General features: G+C 57.1%; 12 protein-coding genes and 1 tRNA gene. 4 read left to right on the top strand and 9 right to left on the bottom strand.

Annotation, left to right across the window (positions count from 1 at the left end; all coding sequences use genetic code 11):
- Positions 1–60 precede the first annotated feature (60 nt).
- On the top strand, positions 61–2457 hold the full coding sequence (locus GSQ91_RS09735; protein WP_158821367.1) for a transglycosylase SLT domain-containing protein: 2397 nt from the start codon (positions 61–63) through the stop codon (positions 2455–2457).
- A 59-nt stretch (positions 2458–2516) separates the two neighbouring features.
- On the opposite strand, the gene GSQ91_RS09730 is transcribed toward GSQ91_RS09735, so the two are convergent.
- Both GSQ91_RS09730 and GSQ91_RS09725 read right to left on the bottom strand, forming a co-directional pair.
- The gene (locus GSQ91_RS09730; RefSeq protein ID WP_158821366.1) at positions 2517–3773 is read right to left on the bottom strand and encodes an ABC transporter permease; all 1257 of its coding nucleotides are present in this window, start codon (positions 3771–3773) and stop codon (positions 2517–2519) included.
- 4 nt (positions 3774–3777) lie between these two features.
- Positions 3778–5031: an ABC transporter permease gene (locus tag GSQ91_RS09725; RefSeq protein ID WP_158821365.1), complete on the bottom strand. Its 1254-nt coding sequence runs from the start codon at positions 5029–5031 to the stop codon at positions 3778–3780.
- Positions 5032–5152: 121 nt separating this feature from the next.
- Here GSQ91_RS09725 and GSQ91_RS09720 point away from each other — a divergent pair.
- Positions 5153–5241, top strand: a tRNA-Leu gene (locus tag GSQ91_RS09720).
- Positions 5242–5429: 188 nt separating this feature from the next.
- Here GSQ91_RS09720 and GSQ91_RS09715 read toward each other — a convergent pair.
- Positions 5430–6230, bottom strand: a complete 801-nt coding sequence (locus GSQ91_RS09715; RefSeq protein ID WP_158821364.1) for a HugZ family protein — start codon at positions 6228–6230, stop codon at positions 5430–5432.
- 162 nt (positions 6231–6392) lie between these two features.
- Positions 6393–7379, bottom strand: a complete 987-nt coding sequence (locus GSQ91_RS09710) for a cytochrome D1 domain-containing protein (protein WP_158821363.1) — start codon at positions 7377–7379, stop codon at positions 6393–6395.
- A gap of 179 nt (positions 7380–7558) precedes the next feature.
- Here GSQ91_RS09710 and GSQ91_RS09705 point away from each other — a divergent pair, with 179 nt between their 5' ends.
- Both GSQ91_RS09705 and GSQ91_RS09700 read left to right on the top strand, forming a co-directional pair.
- Positions 7559–9460 (top strand): PDZ domain-containing protein, encoded by a 1902-nt coding sequence (locus tag GSQ91_RS09705; protein WP_158821362.1) that lies wholly within the window; start codon positions 7559–7561, stop codon positions 9458–9460.
- 838 nt (positions 9461–10298) lie between these two features.
- On the top strand, positions 10299–11618 hold the full coding sequence (locus tag GSQ91_RS09700; protein ID WP_158821361.1) for a chitinase: 1320 nt from the start codon (positions 10299–10301) through the stop codon (positions 11616–11618).
- A 20-nt stretch (positions 11619–11638) separates the two neighbouring features.
- Here GSQ91_RS09700 and GSQ91_RS09695 read toward each other — a convergent pair whose 3' ends face one another.
- The 5 genes from GSQ91_RS09695 to GSQ91_RS09675 all read right to left on the bottom strand — a co-directional run.
- Positions 11639–12670, bottom strand: coding sequence for a radical SAM protein (locus GSQ91_RS09695; RefSeq protein WP_158821360.1), 1032 nt, complete (start codon positions 12668–12670; stop codon positions 11639–11641).
- On the bottom strand, positions 12654–14567 hold the full coding sequence (locus GSQ91_RS09690; protein WP_254064475.1) for a methyltransferase domain-containing protein: 1914 nt from the start codon (positions 14565–14567) through the stop codon (positions 12654–12656). Before GSQ91_RS09690 ends, GSQ91_RS09695 begins: the two co-directional genes overlap by 17 nt.
- Positions 14564–16033 (bottom strand): B12-binding domain-containing radical SAM protein, encoded by a 1470-nt coding sequence (locus tag GSQ91_RS09685; protein ID WP_158821359.1) that lies wholly within the window; start codon positions 16031–16033, stop codon positions 14564–14566. The genes GSQ91_RS09690 and GSQ91_RS09685 overlap by 4 nt, the downstream gene beginning before the upstream one ends.
- Complete coding sequence (locus GSQ91_RS09680) at positions 16030–16854, bottom strand: class I SAM-dependent methyltransferase (RefSeq protein ID WP_158821358.1); 825 nt, start codon at positions 16852–16854, stop codon at positions 16030–16032. The genes GSQ91_RS09685 and GSQ91_RS09680 overlap by 4 nt, the downstream gene beginning before the upstream one ends.
- On the bottom strand, positions 16851–17475 hold a 625-nt coding region (locus tag GSQ91_RS09675), incomplete at its 5' end, for a radical SAM protein (protein ID WP_158821357.1). The genes GSQ91_RS09675 and GSQ91_RS09680, both read right to left, overlap by 4 nt.

The following is a 17475-nucleotide window of genomic DNA, read 5'->3' as shown; positions in this document are numbered from 1 at the left end:
AGAGGCACGATAGGCTTTTGCGCCTTAAAGTCTAAAGAGACGAAGGATGAGGCAAGCAGTATGAAGTGGGGCATTAAATTTGTGACGCTAGGACTGCTGGCCGCGCTGGCAAACATGGGCGTTGCCCAGGCGCAAACGTCTACCAAGAAGAAGACTACGGCTAAGGCCGGAGCGCATACAGCCAGCAATCGATCGGGGACCTCTTCGCACGCTTCACAGACTGGCAAGGGCAAGAGTCATAAGGGATCGACGAGTAGCTCTACAAGAAAGAATGCGCGGGGAGGTGCGACGAGGACCCGCGGTGAGGTGGTATCGAAGGGGCGCCACACACGAGCGAGGGTAGAGGTCGCGCCGACGGCGGAGAGCCGGCGGCTTACGCTGGCCTTTACCGCATCCGCGCAACTTCGGCCCATGGCACAGCAGTTGATCGCGACACGCAGCGCCGCGGCTTATAACGGCGTGCTGGCGTATGCGTCGTCGCATTCTGGAGAGGCTGCTGCCGCAGCGGAGCTGTCTGCAGGCCATGCGTATATGTTGGACCATCGCTATGCGGAGGCGGAGAATGCCTTCCGGCAGGCCGGCCAGCACGGACAGTCGCTGGATGACTATGCCGACTATCTGGGGGCGCAGGCAGCGGTGCAGGGCAATCGCTCGAGTGACGCTTATGCGCTGCTGGATCATTTTGCCGAGCGGCATCCGGGGAGTTTGTTCGTGCCCAGTGCGCCGGTATTGCTGGCGAATGCGTACCTTGGAGCTGGCGATCCAGCGAGCGCACTGCGGGTTCTGCTGCCACTCCAGTCAGGACAGGCCGGAGACCACGTAGACTTTCGCTTGACGCTGGCGAAGGCTTATCAGTCCAGCGGCAATATGCAACAGGCAGCAGTGTTCTATCGTGGGCTCTATGTCGGTTATCCACTGAGCAACGAGGCAGCCGAAGCGAAGACTCAGCTGGCTGCGATGAATGTGCCGCTGACTGTGGCAGAGCGCAAGCAGCATGCCGATGCACTGTTCAATGCGAAGCACTATGACACGGCGGAGCAGGAGTATCGCGCCCTGCAAAGGAACGATAGTGAACTTTCCGCCGCCGATCGCGATGCGTTGGAGATCTATGCGGCTGTCTGCGATCTGCGGCTGAAGAGACTGAGCAGCGGAGATGTGCAGCATCTTCCGGTGACGGGAGACGATAGCGCCGCGCTGAAGATGTATCTGCAGTCGGAGCTTGCCCGCAATGAGGGCAGGCCAGACGAACACGATGAGCTTGTGCAGCAGATGCTGACGCGGTATCCGCAGAGTCGCTGGCTGGAAGAGGCGCTGTATTCGGGCGGCAATATGTATCTGATCAAACGCGACCATGTACATGCGATTGCAGACTACACGCTTCTGGTTCAGCACTTTCCGCGCAGCACGTATGCTCCCAATGCGCATTGGCATGCAGCATGGCTGAACTACCGCCTGCGGCACTATGCCGATGCCGCGCGGCTGATGGATGAGCAGATTGCGAACTATCCCGCAGGCACGGAGATTCCCGGAGCGCTCTACTGGCGCGGGCGCATGTATGAGGATGTCGAAGGTAACTTCGGGCAGGCGATCAACTACTACAAGACGCTGAATACGTCGTATGTGAACAGTTACTATGCGATGCTCGGACGGCAGCGGATCGCTGTGCTGGGGAACCGTGCGACGCCGGAACCCGCGGCGACGCTGGCCTCTGTACGTACTATCGACGATCCCGAACTGACAGACTCGCTGCCGGAGAACGATCCGCATCTGATCAAGGCTCGCCTGCTGGCGAATGCTGCGCTGAATGAGTACATCAGGCCGGAGATCCAGCTCAGCGAGACCTCTGCGCAGTGGGGAGCTCTGGCGGAGGCGGAGATCTATCAGAGCTTCGGAGAGAACGCGCGTGCCCTTCAAGCGATGAAGGGCAGCCACCTTCCATTCTTCTCTCTGCCTGTTTCGGCGGTCCCGATGGTGTACTGGCAACTGGTCTTCCCACGGCCGTACTGGCAGGAGCTTTCGAGCAACGCGCAGATCAACGGGCTTGATCCTTATCTTGTGGCGTCGTTGATTCGCCAGGAGTCAGAGTTCAACCCTGGCGCGGTGAGCAAGGCCAATGCGTATGGTCTGATGCAACTGCTTCCTTCGGTTGGAAAATCGCTGGCGAAGAAGAATGGCGACCGGCATTTTTCGACGTCCGACTTGTTGAATCCTTCTACGAATCTCCAGCTTGGAACGATCGATCTCAAGCTGTCGATCAACCGCTACGGCGGTCAGATTGAGTATGCGCTGGCTGCGTACAACGCGGGGGACCAGCCGGTTCGGCAGTGGATTGCAACCAACGACTATAAAGACGTTCCGGAGTGGGTGGAGTCGATTCCGTATACCGAGACACGTGAGTATGTGCAGGGTATTCTGCGCAATCGCGAGCTGTATCGGGCGGTCTATATGGGGAAGTGACCGGCGAAGCCTACGGATGATGTCGACGAAGAATCGAAGCCAAAAAGCTTGCAGCGTATCTATTCGTGCCGCAGTGCGACCACGGGATCCATACGTGCGGCTCGCATCGCCGGCAGGAGGCCGGAGATGACCCCAACAACCGCGAGGATCGCAAACGACACGATCATTGTGCTGCTTGAGGCGTGCAGGATGATGTCGCCTTCGTGATTGGCGGTCTTGTACATATCGGAGTAGAGCGGCATCGGCGGAACGAGATGCGTCGCGATGATCGCAATCACCATACCGGCAATGCCTGCAAGAATGGTCAATACGAAGCTTTCGAGCAGAAACTGCCCGAGGATATCGCGCCGCCGAGCGCCGAGCGCTTTCATCAAGCCGATTTCACGGGTGCGCTCTGTCACTGACACCAGCATGATATTCATCACTCCGATGCCGCCCACAGCCAGCGTCATAGCGCCGATGATGCCCAGCAGGACCTGCAGGGCGATCGAAAACTGCATGATGCTCTTCGAGTCTTCGATGGTGTCCCATGCGTTGATGGCTTTTTCGTCACGCGGGTCAAAATGATGCCGCTGCGCAAGCACAGTGCGGACAGCCTGTATGGCCTGCAGATGAAGCTCGGGAGAAGACGGCTGAAAGACGATGGAATCCGGGTCGCGCTGCTGACGGAGCTCCCGCATGTTCTGGAAGGGCACGAAGATGTTCTCGTTATCGGGACCGTTGTTGGAGGAGTCCTGAATTTTATTACGAAGAACGCCAATGACGGTGAAGGGTTGGCCTTCTACCTGTACGACTTCGCCGACGGGCGGATATCCGTTAAAGAGTTTCTCGGCGGCATGCGATCCAAAGATGATGACCTGGCGATGCTCGGAGAAATCAGCGGCCTCGAAGAAACGTCCTTGTTCGACGTCGAGCCTGCGGGTGCGTCCATAGGGCAGATCTATAGCTTTGGACTGAATATTGACGGCCTTGGGTCCGTATTTGACGAGGAAGGCGTCGTCCGTTTCGCGTGAGACGGCGCTTAGAAAGGGTAGGGAATCGCGGATGGCTTCGGCGTCCCCATCGAGCAGTTTAACCTTCTGACCGGAGCGTTCACCGCCGGCCTGCATGGAGGTTTGCCCTCCCCAGATCATGATGACGTTGTTACCGATGCCAAGAAAGCCCTGCATCACAGCTGCGTCCAGACTGCGTCCATAACTGAGCAGCAACACGACAGTGACCAGACCCCATACGATGCCGAGCATGGTAAGGCCTGAGCGTGTGCGGTTGCGCCGCAGCGACTCAAGTGATTGCGAGATGGCTTCCCGGAGGTTCATTTGGCTAATCCGTTTTCAGGCATTCGATAGGCGTGAGGCCCGAGGCGCGAAGCGCGGGGTAGGTTCCGGCAGAAAGTGTGATGGCTGCCAGCGTCAAAAGTGAGGCGACTACGGCTGTTGTCGAAATTACCGGATGAGGTACGAAATCAGGCAGGGGCACGAGTCGCAGGAGCAGGCAGAGGCCGACACCGCTGGCGAGACCGAGTGCACCACTGACGAGCGTGATGATGGCCGACTCGGTGAGGAACTGGCGACGGATATCGGTAGCAGTCGCACCAAGCGCCTTGCGGACGCCTATTTCCCGCGTACGCTCCGATACGGCCACCAGCATGATGTTCATGACGCCGATGCCTCCCAGTGCCAGTGTCAGCAAGGCGACAGCGCCGAAGAAGAGAGTCATCACATGGAAGATACGGTCGAGGAACTTTGCGCCGTCGAGCGTGTCCCACACCCACAGTGCGTCGAGGTCGAGCGGGTCGAAGTGATGCCGGTCGCCGAGTATCTGCCGTACCTGACGAAGTGCGGCTTCGTGCAGTTCCGGTGAGACCGGCTGCACGACGATGTTATTTACGGTGCCCGGAAAAGCCCCCTTGAAGTCCGGAGGGAAGTCGCGCTCCATCGCGGAAAAGGGAACGAAGAGCTGCGAATTGTCGGGGCCGGAGCCGTAGCTGCCGTTCTGCTTCTTGTTGGAGAGCACGCCAATGACGATGTAGGGGTAGCCGGCGATCATCAGCGTCTGGCCGATAACGGGCTTACCTGGGTAGAGCTGCCGGTTCGATTCCGAACCTAGTAGCACAACGCGCGCCCCGTTAGCCTCGTCATCAGCTGTGAAAAGCCGGCCTTGCTCGACGCTCAATGAACGAAAGCGTTGATACTCAGGCCAGACGCCTCGAACGGCGCGACTGGAGGCGTTCCATTGGCTAACCTCGCTGACGGTGCGTTGGAGTTCAGGGGAGACGGTCTTGATGAGTGGGGCAAGCTGTTGGATAGCAATGGCATCACCAACATTGAGGGTTACGTCTCGGCCTGCGGCGTATCCGCCGGAGGGCATCGCAGTCTTGCCGGCAAAGCAGATGGCAATGTCGGTGCCGATGCTCTTCATGTGTTCTTTCTGATCGATACTGAAACCGATGCCGAGACCGACGAGCAGAATTACTGAGGTAATACCCCAGATGATGCCGAACATGGTGAGGAAGCTGCGGAGCTTGCTCTCCCAGAGTGCTGCCAGCGTCTGCTTCAGAATCTCGTGAAAGGGCATAGGAGTACTTCCCCGGTCTTTGGGTTGAGCAAGATACGCACAGTGTGGATGGAATGTTCCATCGTAGGTTATGGCCCGCTGCGATACGATAAGAGCGCGGGCCGTTAAATCGAGCCTCGAAGCCCGGATGGTGAAATCGGCAGACACAGCGGACTTAAAATCCGCAGACCTTAACCGGTCGTGGGGGTTCAAGTCCCCCTCCGGGCACCAAATAAAGTAATCAAAATCAATGGATTACAAAGGCAAGAGTCTCTCAGGCTTGAGAGACTTGCCGTGGCCGTAGTGTTCGAAGTGTCTCTCAAGCCTGAGAGACTGGCAAACGTGAACGTCGTCTCGGCGGGATGTCTCTCAGTCCATCCCACCGAGGGCTAAGTTGAAGTGGAGATGTCTTTCAAAGGTTATGACGGCTTGGATTCGGCCGCGCGAACCATCTCCACCAGTACCTTGCGAGTCTCGTCAGCGCTCTGAACTTCACGAAGGAAGTTGATACGTGTTCCTTTCATTCCTTCCGCTGTTTTCAGTCGAAGGTGAAACCCAAGGCGGTCGACTGCTGTCATCGCGGCTTCACTCGATTCGAGGTTCGAATGGACCCTGGCCAGCAGAATCATCGCAGGGACGTGGTCCTCATTCATGTGGCTCAGAATCCCTGGAGCCGTCTCCGCAAGAGGATCTACCTTCGCCGTTCGATAGTCGTCTGCGGTCACCCACCCCATTACGCCGAAGCCTCCGACGTAATAGATGTCGAGGGGATCCATGCGATAAAAGGCGAAGTCTTTGAAGTCGACCCAGGAGCGGCTGTTCTCATACCTCGAAAGATAGCGCTCGCGAGCCTCGGCTTTCTCTTCCTCCGGTACGGGGAGGACATCGCCGACCAGAGTCGCTCGAGCAGTGCCGAGGGGATCGCCATCGCCCGCTTGACCCACAAACAAACTGGCACGCGGATCCGCCTGAAGATTCTGGGTATGCATCGCCATGTTGCTTATCAGAAAGATCGGTCGCCCTCTTTCATCGACGGCGTAAGGCATCAGAGACCCGAATGGATATCCTGGCTGTTTCCGAGATATCGTCGACAGTGTCGCGAGGATGCCAAGAGAGGTTAGAGTGCGGACTCGCTCGGCGTAGGTGGGCTCTGGAAGCTGAGGTGCGCCCGGATCAGTGTATGCGTGTCGGCGAGTTACCGCCGACTCTGCTTTAGACATAAGTGTTCGACTCCTACCTCTAGGGTACGTCGATCTTGTGGTGTCAGGGCTTTGGCTAATTGCTAGAGCTTAGACCGAGGCAAGCCCTCGGCCTTTACCGCGGGTTGGGAACCTCATTGGGAGTCGCTCGGGGCTACGTTATCAGGCTGGTTGGCGTTTCCTTCAGGGGACCCAAATCATGCCATCCGCCAGCGGCCCCGTCGCGATCAGGTCCGTCTTCCACGTCGTGAGATCGATCGCAGCGACCTTCCCGCTGGTATTGCACGAGACGTAAGCGACCTTCTGGTCGGGACGAATCACGACCTCCTGCGGAGCCAGGGGAACCTCCACGGTGTTCTTCACCGTCATCGTTGCCAGATCGACCACCGCAACCTTGCCAGCCGCCGGAATCGCCACCAGCAGCCACTTGCCATCGGCGGTCGGCTTCGCTCCATACCCCATCCCCGGCAGTTCGATCCATTTCGCCACCTTGCGTGTCGACGTATCGATGACCGCCATGCGCGGTTGCTTCGGGTCTGAAGTAAAAACCCACTTGTCGTCGTTCGAAATCGCAATCCGCTGCACCTCCGCAGCCACTGGGATTATCGCGAGCGTCTTGCGTTCACGCATGTCCAGCACCGAAACACTGCCTGGCCCTACATTCGCGGTATATCCGGTTTTTCCGTCATGCGACAGGATCAGCATGTGGGATTGTTCGGCCCCGGTGGGAATTGTCCCCACGATGCGATGCGTCTTCGGATCGATGACGGTTACTGTCTTGTCCAACTCGGTCGTGACATACAGCATGCCACTCGCCTCATCGAGCAAAGGCATGTGCGGACGCACGCCATGACCGAAATCCACATGATCGATGATCTTGTGCGAGGGCACATCAAGAATCAGCATCTCGTGTCCATCGATTCCCGGTTTTCCCACCCCGGCGCTGCCGTAAATCGGCAGGAAAGCCGTCTTGCCGTCAGCCGACACGGCGATCTCATGCCCATGCACCCCAGGCGTGTGCTCCTCGATGGTGGCTACCTGTTTGCCTGTCTGCGGATCAATTATGCTGACCGTCGCGTCTCCCTGGTTCACCACCAGCAAAGACTGTGCCCGCGCGCCCGTCAGGCACACGACCAAACTCACGCCCACCAGAATGCAGTGTTTTCTCATGGCCAGAAGCATAGAACAGTTAGGGAACCTCTGAACAGGGCCGTGATTTTCTGCAGATTGCTGCACGTTTGAAAAGTCCTCGAATCGGATGAGGATCTACTAAGGAGCCGCATAGAATGGTGCATGAGATACCAAACGGCTAAGAACCACCAAAGTGTTAAGAGAGGGTCCGCTCATCCATGAAGGAAATCCAACTGCGATTCCAGCTTCTGTCGATTGTGTTTGCCTCGAGCCTGCTTACTGCTAACGCGCAGCATACGCCGATCCAGATTCACGCAGATCTTACGGATGCGCCGCGCAAAATCTATCACGCCGATGTTGATATTCCTGTGCATCGCGGCCCGCTCGACCTGATTACGCCGGAGTGGATTCCCGGTGCACATGGCCCTGATGGCCCGATTCACGACATCACGGGGATTCGCTTTGAAGCGGATGGCAAGACTATTCCCTGGCACCGTGATCCGGTGAACACGTACGAATATCACCTTGAGATTCCCTTAGGTGTTTCCATGCTGCACGCGCATTTGGATTGCATCTTTAACCGGGCGAGCCGCACGACGGCAACGCTGGAGTGGGAAGACCTGATGCTTTACCCCGCGCACATACCGGTGCGTGAGATCGCGATCCAGCCTACGGTCACCGTTCCTGCGCATTGGGGCATCGGCACCTCATTGAAGCCGCTGACTCCTTATGATCCGCAGCATCCCGCAGGCGGCACGTTACAGTATGCAGCTACGACCGTCGAGATGCTTGAGGATTCGCCCGTTATGACGGGACTCTACTTTCATGAGTATGCCCTCGCGCCCAGCGTGTCGCCACAGCACTATATGGATGTGATCGGACCTACAGCCGCTTCCATCGAGGCTCGTCCTGAGACGGTTGAGCAGATGTCGCGCCTGGTGCATGAGGCGTTTGCGATGTACGGGCCACCCCATTACACCAGTTATCACTTCCTCATCCTGTTGCAGGGCGATGGTGGCGGTGGTGGCCTGGAACACCACGAGTCCTCCGACAACACCATGCAGAAAGATTTCTTTACTGGCTATAAGCCGTCGGTCGGTATGGCTGGACTGCTGCCGCATGAGTTTACGCATTCCTGGAACGGTAAGTATCGCCGTCCCGATGGCCTTTCGACGCCGGATTATGCGACACCTATGCAGGACAACCTGCTGTGGGTGTACGAGGGCCTGACCAACTATCTAGGCGACGTTATGGGTGAGCGCATTGGCATGGTGAGCGCCGAGCAGTACCGGCAGGACCTGGCCCTGACCGCGGCAGAGCAAGATGCCACGAGTGGCCGCGCATGGCGCAGTATCGAGGACACTACCTTCGATTCAGCCATGCCTCGCAACGGTGGCGGCAGGGGCGGCGCCTGGAGTAGCTGGAAGCGTGGAACGGATTACTACCCCGAAGGTTCGCTCTTCTGGCTGGATGTGGACACGACCATTCGCAAGCTCACACAGGACAAAAAGAATCTGCGCGACTTTCTACAGATCTTTTTGCAGAAAGGCGGAAACGGCGTTGCCCGCGTGGAGCCCTACAGCCTCACCGAGGTAGAAGCGGATCTGAACCAGGTCGTTAAGAATGACTGGGCCGGGTTCATCAAGACGCGCCTGTATGACGTGCAACCGCATGTGAACACGGAAGGCATCGAGCAGGGTGGATATCGGCTTGAGTACACCTCGGAGCTCACGCCCGAGATGGAGCGGTCGCTGAAGGGAAACCTGTCACTTGCGACGTGGTTCTCGATCGGTTTGAGTGAGGACAAGGAGGGAACAATCCGCGATGTGCGCGTCGGCAGTGTCGCGGATAAAGCAGGTTTCGCGCCCGGGCAAAAGATCACGGCAGTCAACGGGCGAGTCTTCACGATTGAGGTCTTGACCGATGCCCTGAAGGCCGCCAAGGGCACAGACACGCCGATCCAGTTGATGGTGCAGGATGAAGACACGATCGCTCCAATGAGCCTCACCTACAACGAGGGCCTGCGCTATCCTCGTCTTTCACGCATCGACAATACGCCGGACATGCTGGCGGAGATTTTGGCTCCGACGACACCCCCCGCAACTGATTCAAGCCACTGAGAACGTACTCTTTGGTGCGTTTTTTTTTCATGATTGTCTTTCTCTACATCCATGAAGGAGCCGGGGAGGGAACGGTATTACTGCCGCTCCCTCCCCTAAGAACTGGGCCTGACGTTTTTGGTCATCCGGCTCATGCTGGAGGGTTGCCGCCGCCGGCGACTGACCATATGTGATTCGCCGGCGTGCCGATGTTCGTATGCCTTTCTTGCCAGAGAGCGACACCGGTCAGCCTTTAATCACTCATATAGAGAGGGCAGCTCCATAAATAAATGAACCGGGATAAAGGCAAACGTTAGTTTTTATAAACGTATTGACATGCTGATGTTCGACTGCTATCGTTTCCGGCAATCCGAGGAATCTGCAACATGCGGATCTAAAATCCCAAGAGCTTGTAATTCCAGGGTTTCATTGATTACTTCTTGTATGAACTTCTCGGTTTCGCTCAGTGTTACTGTCTCTTACTTATGAATGAACAAAAAGTATGTAGCCTCGCTTAGGCACCCCCAAGGCGGCCCTAAGCGAGGAATACCAAGATCTAAGGCAGATCAGGATTGCGAGCGCCAGGCGCGAAACAGGCTTCAGAATTCAATCTCTCCTGGAGATCGCCGAAATAAATACAGGTGTTATAGACAGCAACGCAGAGCCTGCGCTGCGGCCCGAAACCGCAACGTGCATTGAGTCTCGGTGTAGACATTACCGAGCGGTACTGCGCCTTCTATTGCTTGAAACGATCGGTGTACAGGGTGCGTTGAGTTTCGTCAGACATAGACACCAAGAACTAGTTAGCTGTTATCGCAACAGGTAGCCGAAATTCAGTTCACCTCAATCAGGAGAAAGCATGAAGAGGATTTCTATTTTTACCGTGGGTATCTGTGGTCTTTCTTTCCTTCTATCGGGTGTGCGCTGTGCTTCCGCACAAAGCGTGCCGGCATGCGACGCTCCCTGGACTGCAGGCATGAGCGTGACCGTTGGCGAGGTGGTTTCATACGATGATCAAAATTATCAAGCGATACAGGCCGAGGCATCTGCTATCTCAAACTGGGAGCCTCCGAACGTACCAGCGCTTTGGTCGTTGATAGGTGCGTGCAGCTCGAATACGACACCGCCACCTCCACCTCCTCCTCCCCCACCACCACCTCCGCCCCCTCCCCCAGGAAGCGGCAATGGGCGCGTCCTTATTGGCTATTGGCATGACTTCAGCAATGGTTCTATCAACCTTCCCTTAGCTCAGGTCTCTTCCAATTTCGATGTGATTGATGTTGCTTTTGCCGGCACGACCACCGACACGAGTACCATCTCGTTTGATGTGGACACTGTCGATATTGAAAGCGAGGCGCAATTTATTGCGGACGTTGCCACACTGCAGGGTAACGGTAAAAAGGTCATACTCTCCATTGGCGGCGCGAACGGCAATGTTGCACTGAACACGGCTCAAGACGTGACCAATTTCGTGAACTCCGTCTCGGGTTTAATACAGCAATACGGGTTCAACGGAGTGGATATCGACATTGAGAACAATTCATTTGCCTTAGTCTCAGGGGATAACGACTATACCAACCCGAAAACACCGAACACCGTAAATATGATTAATGCTCTACACCAGTTAGCGAGCAAATTCCCCGGATTTATGTTGTCCTTCGCCCCTCAGGTTACGGACATGCAAGAAGCGAACATCGCCTACGCCTCTGTCTATGGCGATCAATTGCCTCTGGTATGGGGATGCAGGGATATCCTGTCGTTCCTCCAGGTACAGGACTACAACACCGGCGGAACGAACGCTCTGGATGGCAAGACCTACACGGAAGGCACTCCTGATTTCCAGGTTGCGATGACCGAGATGTTGCTGTACGGCTTCACCCTGGCCAATGGGCAAAACTTTCCAGGCCTTCCTCCGGGACAGATAGCCTTCGGTGTGCCCGCCAGCACGAGCGCTGGCGCAGGATATACAGCGCCCAGCGCGGTAGAGCAGGCCTTGAATTACCTCATAACCGGTGTGCCTTTCGGCGGTCAATATGTATTGCAGAATCCCGCAGGATATCCGGGGCTACGCGGCCTGATGACCTGGTCGATTAATTGGGATGACGTCAATGGATTTGCCTTGTCAAATACGATTGCACCGTACTTGCACAACCTCCCAGCGATCTCTGCTCCGCAATAAGGCAACGACAAACCGGGGCTTCATCGGTAATTGAGCGAGCAGACGCAGCGCTGGCAGGTAGGGTTCGAGGAAACATCCAACTGGCTACGGAAGGCTTGGGCGAGCTGGCTGTTGAGGGCCTGTTCCAGAGTCGCATTGGTGGTGGATGCAAAGGGTGGATGGAAGAAACATGGGCGGAGGGTTCCATCCACTTCCATGACGGTTGAGACCCACGGAGCATTGCAACGTGGTGACTGAGGCACTGTGCCTTCGAGGTGCTCGCGGAAACGGGTGGCGATGCGGCGAAGCTTCGTTTCGTTCTCTGCGATGAAACGTGTACGGAGGTCTGACTGATGGGCCTCGATGAGGAGTTCTATCTCATTTTCGAGAGCAGTGAGCTCCGATGCGGTGAGGGCGATTTCGTTCTGGCGTGCGGTGGGCCATGGTTGCAGCTCGCGGTTGAAGGAGGAGGAGGAGACGTCGGCTGGAAGAAACGAGATGCTGTTCAGCCCGAGGCTGTGGGCGGCGGCGACGGTAGCTCGAAGGTGAGTGTGATTCTGCTTCTGGATGGTCGTACGGCAGTTGATGGGGATGTCGGGATTGAGTGCGCGTAGGGTCTCGACTCCTCGAGCGATGGTCTCGAAGGCGCGCGGTATACGTCGGATGGCGTTATGGATCTCGGGCGGGCCATCGATGGAGAGGATGACCTCGTTGATGCCTTCGGCGATGAGGGCAGCTTTACTACGCAGTAAAAGACCGGTTGATAGGAGGGTAATGCGAATTCCGAGAGTACGGAAGAATTCGATAATTGCAGGCAGGTCGCGGTTAAGGAGCGGCTCTCCGCCGGTGAGAACAACCCATTGAACACCCAGGGATATGAGTGAATCACGGTGGTGCTCGAGTGAGGCTGCGCGGAGTTCGCTGCTATCCTCACGCTGCCAGATATCACACATGACGCAGCGGCAGTTGCACTGTGTATGGATGTTGAGCAGGAGAATGGGAAGCTTGGTGATCGGTGCAGGCGGGTGAATGGATAGAGGCGGCTGGATGCTGATGCTATAGAGCTGTGCCATAACGCACCTCCTTGTTGCCGAGATGGAGATTATCCTTGCCGAGGAACCGTTCTGCGGATTCGAAGAGGTCTGGCAGTGGAGCGCGGATCCAACGAGGGTGACCTCCGACTTCAAGGCGGTGCAGGCCTGTGCGGGTCTGTGAAGGTAGACGCTTGTAGAGAGCTTGGGAAGCTAACTGAACTTGCCCCTCGATCAGAACAAGCTCGACCCCGTCATAGGTTAAGTTCGCAAGGGTATCGGCGGGGGAAGTGTTGGTGTCGCGTACGGCGATGACGGTGAGGGGGCGGCCGGCCAGGATGCGACCTTGGTTATCGCTGAGCCTAAGAATAGCGGCAGCGTTGGTCGTGACTAGTTTGTAGAGACTCCTGGAGTCTAAGTTGTGGTTTGCACGGAGGAAGGCGATCTCGTCGAGGAGGTTGCCCGCGGCTGTGAGCGGGGAATCGCTGCCGAGGGCCGCACGCTCGATGGAGGCCAAGAGTTGGGGGGCGACAGTCTGGCCGAAGAGGAACTGGTTCGATGTAGGGCAGAGGATGATGGAGGCGCCGCGGCAATTGACGAGGGCGATATCTTCCTTGGTGAGGGCGAGGCCATGGACCAGCACCGTTCGGGGGCTGAGAAGTCGTTTGTTGTCCAGAGACTGCAACTCGTTGCGGCTTCGAGTGTCGGTTCCTTCTGAAGCGTGGAGAATAAACGGGCGGCTTTCTGGGCCGGCGATAAAATCCTCTACGATATCCGGTGCGAAGCTGAGAGAGTGTGCCCAGTCGAAATCTTCGACGATTCGTACGGGAAAGTCAGGCGCGAGAATGGCGGGGTAAAGCGGGTTGTGGTGACAGACGGTGGTGACTCCGCTGAGAAGATTGTGGATGGCTCCGAACCAGAGACGCGTATTAAGGGGAATTTGACGGTGCAATCGAATGAGTTCGGCATGCGTCCGATGGATCTCTTCAGCCCACTCTGGCGAGTTGACGAATGGGGGTAGCTCAGGGGGGCGGCCTAGGTTGGGAAAGAGTGCGAACTCTAGATGGTCATGGGCATTAATGAGGCCGGGTAGAACAACATAGCCGGAGAGATCAAGGATGTCGCCGGTGGTTGAGAGATCGGTTTTGCTCCAGTGGTCTGGAGTATCGGCCCAGACGGTGTTCACAATAGAGAGGGCCTGTGGTTCCATTTTTGATGGACGCACAGATCTTTCAGATCGGCCGAGAGAGTCCATCCCCTCGACTTTCACAAACTTCATGAGATAGATGGCGGGGGCAGAATCCAGGGCGTGGTACTCCGTCAACTTGTTCGTTTGCTCGAAGAGATGGCGTTCGGGTTCGGCGAAGGCGGGTTCGTTGAGCGTGAGGAGTTGGAAGCCGCGACGGCGAAATGCAGCGATTATCTCGGCCATGGAGAGCGGTTTGGCGGGAAGCTCAATGCGTTTGCCGTCAAGATGAAAACAACGAACCCAATTGCGCTGTGTGGCCGTTACCGGGTGCATATCGGAGAGGAGGATGTGTCCGCCAAAGCGGAGGATGCGAACGCACTCGTCCGCGAAGGTATCCAGATCTGCGAGGTAACTTAAGACGAAAGAGGCGAGGATAAGGTCAATGGACGCGTCGGCGACGGGTAGCGCAGTGGAGTCGCTGAGGTGCAGGGCAGTGGTTGGAGCCAGCGCGGCACGTGCCCTCTCCAGCATGGCGTTGGATACGTCCGTGCCGGTGAGGGAACCAGGGGCGAGGCGCTCGATGTGCTTCAGCCAGCGTCCGGTGCCGCAGCCTATGTCGAGGACATCAAGGCCTTTGATCGGCGGCATGATCGGGGGGAGGGTGCGCTGTTCGAGCCGAAGCAAGGGATTGGGTTGAGTGTCGTAGACCTCAGCCCAATCATTGAAGAGCGCACGTGCATCGGCGCTCACAAACTCTCCCGCTTGGGTTTGCGTAGAGCGATGAACTGGTTCGCGAGGTGGAGTTCGAACGGAAAGTGATAGAGGTGCAGCGTGTACCGCCACGCGCTCAACATCTGAAGCAGGATGCGACTCCAACGTGGTGCCCGGATGTCCTGGACCGTGGGCCAGCGGGATGCAACGACGGTTTCGAAGTTGTCAATGAGGAGCTTGGTCTTCCGCTTAAGCCAAGGTGCATTGGTATCGATGCGAAGGGTGAAGTTCATCCACTCTTCGGTGGCCCAGCCGGCGGGGGTATCAGGGAAAGGGACTTCGATGTTGCCATACATGCCATCGCCGGCGAGATGTGGCTGGGGAGTGGGCGTGTAGTGTTGGATGATGATCTCGGAGTCTGGATTGATGCGCTTGATCTTGCGGATGAAGCGCAAGGTTTCGCGGGTATCGCGGTCGGGATCATTGGGATTGCCGATAACGAAAGAGAACTCCGGAATGATGCCGAACTGGCGAGTGCGACGCGCGATCTCGAGAGTCTGAGCCGTGGTGATGCCTTTCTGCATCTCCTCAAGCACCCAGTCCGAGCCTGACTCCGCGCCGAAGAAGATCATCGCGCAGCCGGCGCGTTTGATCGAAGCCCATGTCTCGTCTGAATAGCGAGACATGATGTCGACGCGGGCTTCACACCACCAACGAAGTTTAAGATGAGCCATGCCGTCGCAGAGTTCGCGTGCCTTATCTTCGCGAAGGAAGAAGTTCATGTCGTAGAACTGGACGGAGTCTGCACCGTAGTTCTCTACGAGATGGGTGAGTATGGCAACGGTGCGCTCGGGGGACTCGAACTTTTCCTTGTTGCCATAGGCTGCGTGAACTCCACAGAAGCTGCAGTTGAAGGGGCAGCCGATGCTGGCGTGATGTACGGCCGTTCGCTTTCCGAAGAAGGACGGTCGGAGGTATTTTTCAACGGGGAGGCGGTGGAAGGGGGACCAGGGGAACTCGTCCGGCCCCTTCATGGGACGCTCACCGTTGTCTCGGCGCAGGCCGAAGAGATCTTTGTAGAGGAGACCCTTAATGGTGTCGAGTTCGCGGTTGCCGCGGAGGGCATCGAGGAGTTCCAGAAGGGTGTCTTCGCCCTGGCCGCGGACCACGTAGTCGACATACCGGGCGTTGAGGGCGGCATCGGGATAGATGGAAGGGAAATAGCCGCCCCAGCAGATGGGGACCTCGGGCCGGAGTTTGCGGATCTCGCGAGAGGTCTCCATGGCCGCAACCATCTGGGGGCCGGGCATCGCGGAGACTCCGAGGAGTTCAATGTTGTGGATTGAAATGAGGTCGAGAATGCGTTGGGTCGCATTGTCTTCCACGTTACCGTCTACGATCTCGTACTCGACTTTGCCTTCGAGTGCGGCGGCGAGGGCAAGGACTGCAAGAGGAAGCCTGCTATTACGTGGCCTTGTAGCGCGGGGATGGTAGAGGATGATCATACCGAGACCTTCTCGAAGCACAACAGGACGTGGTCACCTGTGCTGCGCAGGAGCGGCACACGGGCGAGAAGAGATTCAAGACGGCAAAGAATTCGAAAGGCAGCCGGATGGTTACGAGCCCACGGTTCGAGGTAAGAAGGAGGTATCGCGACGCCGATTCCAGTGGTGGAGCAGAGCCGGAAGTGCGAGCCGAAGCTACGGCGGATCTGATGGAGGCTTGGATAGTGAACATCGAGCGTGACGCCGTCGATAGTGGCCTGTGTGTGACCGCTCAGCCTGCGAAGCGCTTTTCTCTTCTGGCCGAGGGCAAGGTGGTAGAAGATCTCCGTCAGACAGACACGGGTTGAGAAGCAGAGCAGGAGGCGGTCACCGTTCTTGACGAACTGAGAGAGCGATGCGGCGACAGGGGCGAGGTCCTCAATGCAGTTGAGGCCGGAGAAGTTGGAGAAGACGCCATCGAAGCGACGGACGGGGGCAAGTTCGTTGATACGCTCCGTGGGGAGATGGCAGAATACGACGGGCAACGGCGTGGTTTGAGCTTCGAACCGTTGCTCGGCGTGCGTGATCATCTCTTGCGAAGCATCGCAGGCCATGACAGAGATGCCGTGCTGGGCCAGGAAAAGGGCGTCCTCGCCAGTGCCGCAGTTAAGTTCCAGGATGTTGTCGTCATGGTTAAAGGTTTTGAGCAGAACCTTCCAGACAGCATTACGCTGAGCGCGGCCGATGAGGGTGTCGGTGAACTTTTGGTCATAGATGGGCGCGAGACGGTCGAAGGCGGCTCCGGCTGCGTGAACAGTGGTCGAGAGAGGAGAAGATATCAAGCCTCCACCTCGTACTGTGTGGCCAGAAGGCCCTGGCGTGAGGCTGCAATGCTCTGTGCGAGATCGTTGATGATGGCTAAATCTTGCTCTCCGCGGTCTGTGAGTTTGGCGAGCTGTACTTCGGCGCGGAGAAGCGTGTCTGCGTGGGCATAATAGGCACGGGAATGACGACCCTTGATTTTGATCTCGCGGTCTGAACTTTTACCCCATGGAGCGAGTTGCACCAGCTTGCTCTGGATCTGCTGGTAATAGGGTGTGCCTTTGATTGGATAGGAGACGGTCGTAAAAAAAATGTCAGGTTTCGACTTGCTGACATGCTGAATGGTCGCTTCGATGTCCGACATCTCCTCGCCTTCATAACCCCACATCAAGAACATGCCGCTCTGGATGTTACGTGCGTGGGTCTGCTCGATGGCGCGTTGGACCTGTTCTACCTTTACGCCGCGATCCATGGAGTCGAGCAGTCGCTGCGAACCTGATTCGGACCCGATCCAAATGCGGAAGCAGCCAAGCTCTGCAAGCAGATCCAGCATTTCTTCATTGAGCCGGTCGGCTCGCGATATGCACTCGAAGGGAATATGTAGATTGCGGCGCCGCATCTCGCCTGCATATTTGCGGTTT

Source organism: Granulicella sp. S156 (assembly GCF_009766105.1).
Taxonomy (GTDB): Bacteria; Acidobacteriota; Terriglobia; order Terriglobales; family Acidobacteriaceae; genus Granulicella.
Note: the sequence above shows the minus strand (reverse complement) of the source record. Positions and strands in the feature narration are given on the sequence as shown.

What these genes read in the sequence shown, in the direction of transcription:
- GSQ91_RS09735 (WP_158821367.1), top strand. Translation starts at nt 61, where the DNA reads ATGAAGTGGGGCATTAAATTTGTGACGCTAGGACTGCTGGCCGCGCTG.
- GSQ91_RS09730 (WP_158821366.1), bottom strand. Translation starts at nt 3,773, where the DNA reads ATGAACCTCCGGGAAGCCATCTCGCAATCACTTGAGTCGCTGCGGCGC.
- GSQ91_RS09725 (WP_158821365.1), bottom strand. Translation starts at nt 5,031, where the DNA reads ATGCCCTTTCACGAGATTCTGAAGCAGACGCTGGCAGCACTCTGGGAG.
- GSQ91_RS09715 (WP_158821364.1), bottom strand. Translation starts at nt 6,230, where the DNA reads ATGTCTAAAGCAGAGTCGGCGGTAACTCGCCGACACGCATACACTGAT.
- GSQ91_RS09710 (WP_158821363.1), bottom strand. Translation starts at nt 7,379, where the DNA reads ATGAGAAAACACTGCATTCTGGTGGGCGTGAGTTTGGTCGTGTGCCTG.
- GSQ91_RS09705 (WP_158821362.1), top strand. Translation starts at nt 7,559, where the DNA reads ATGAAGGAAATCCAACTGCGATTCCAGCTTCTGTCGATTGTGTTTGCC.
- GSQ91_RS09700 (WP_158821361.1), top strand. Translation starts at nt 10,299, where the DNA reads ATGAAGAGGATTTCTATTTTTACCGTGGGTATCTGTGGTCTTTCTTTC.
- GSQ91_RS09695 (WP_158821360.1), bottom strand. Translation starts at nt 12,670, where the DNA reads ATGGCACAGCTCTATAGCATCAGCATCCAGCCGCCTCTATCCATTCAC.
- GSQ91_RS09685 (WP_158821359.1), bottom strand. Translation starts at nt 16,033, where the DNA reads ATGATCATCCTCTACCATCCCCGCGCTACAAGGCCACGTAATAGCAGG.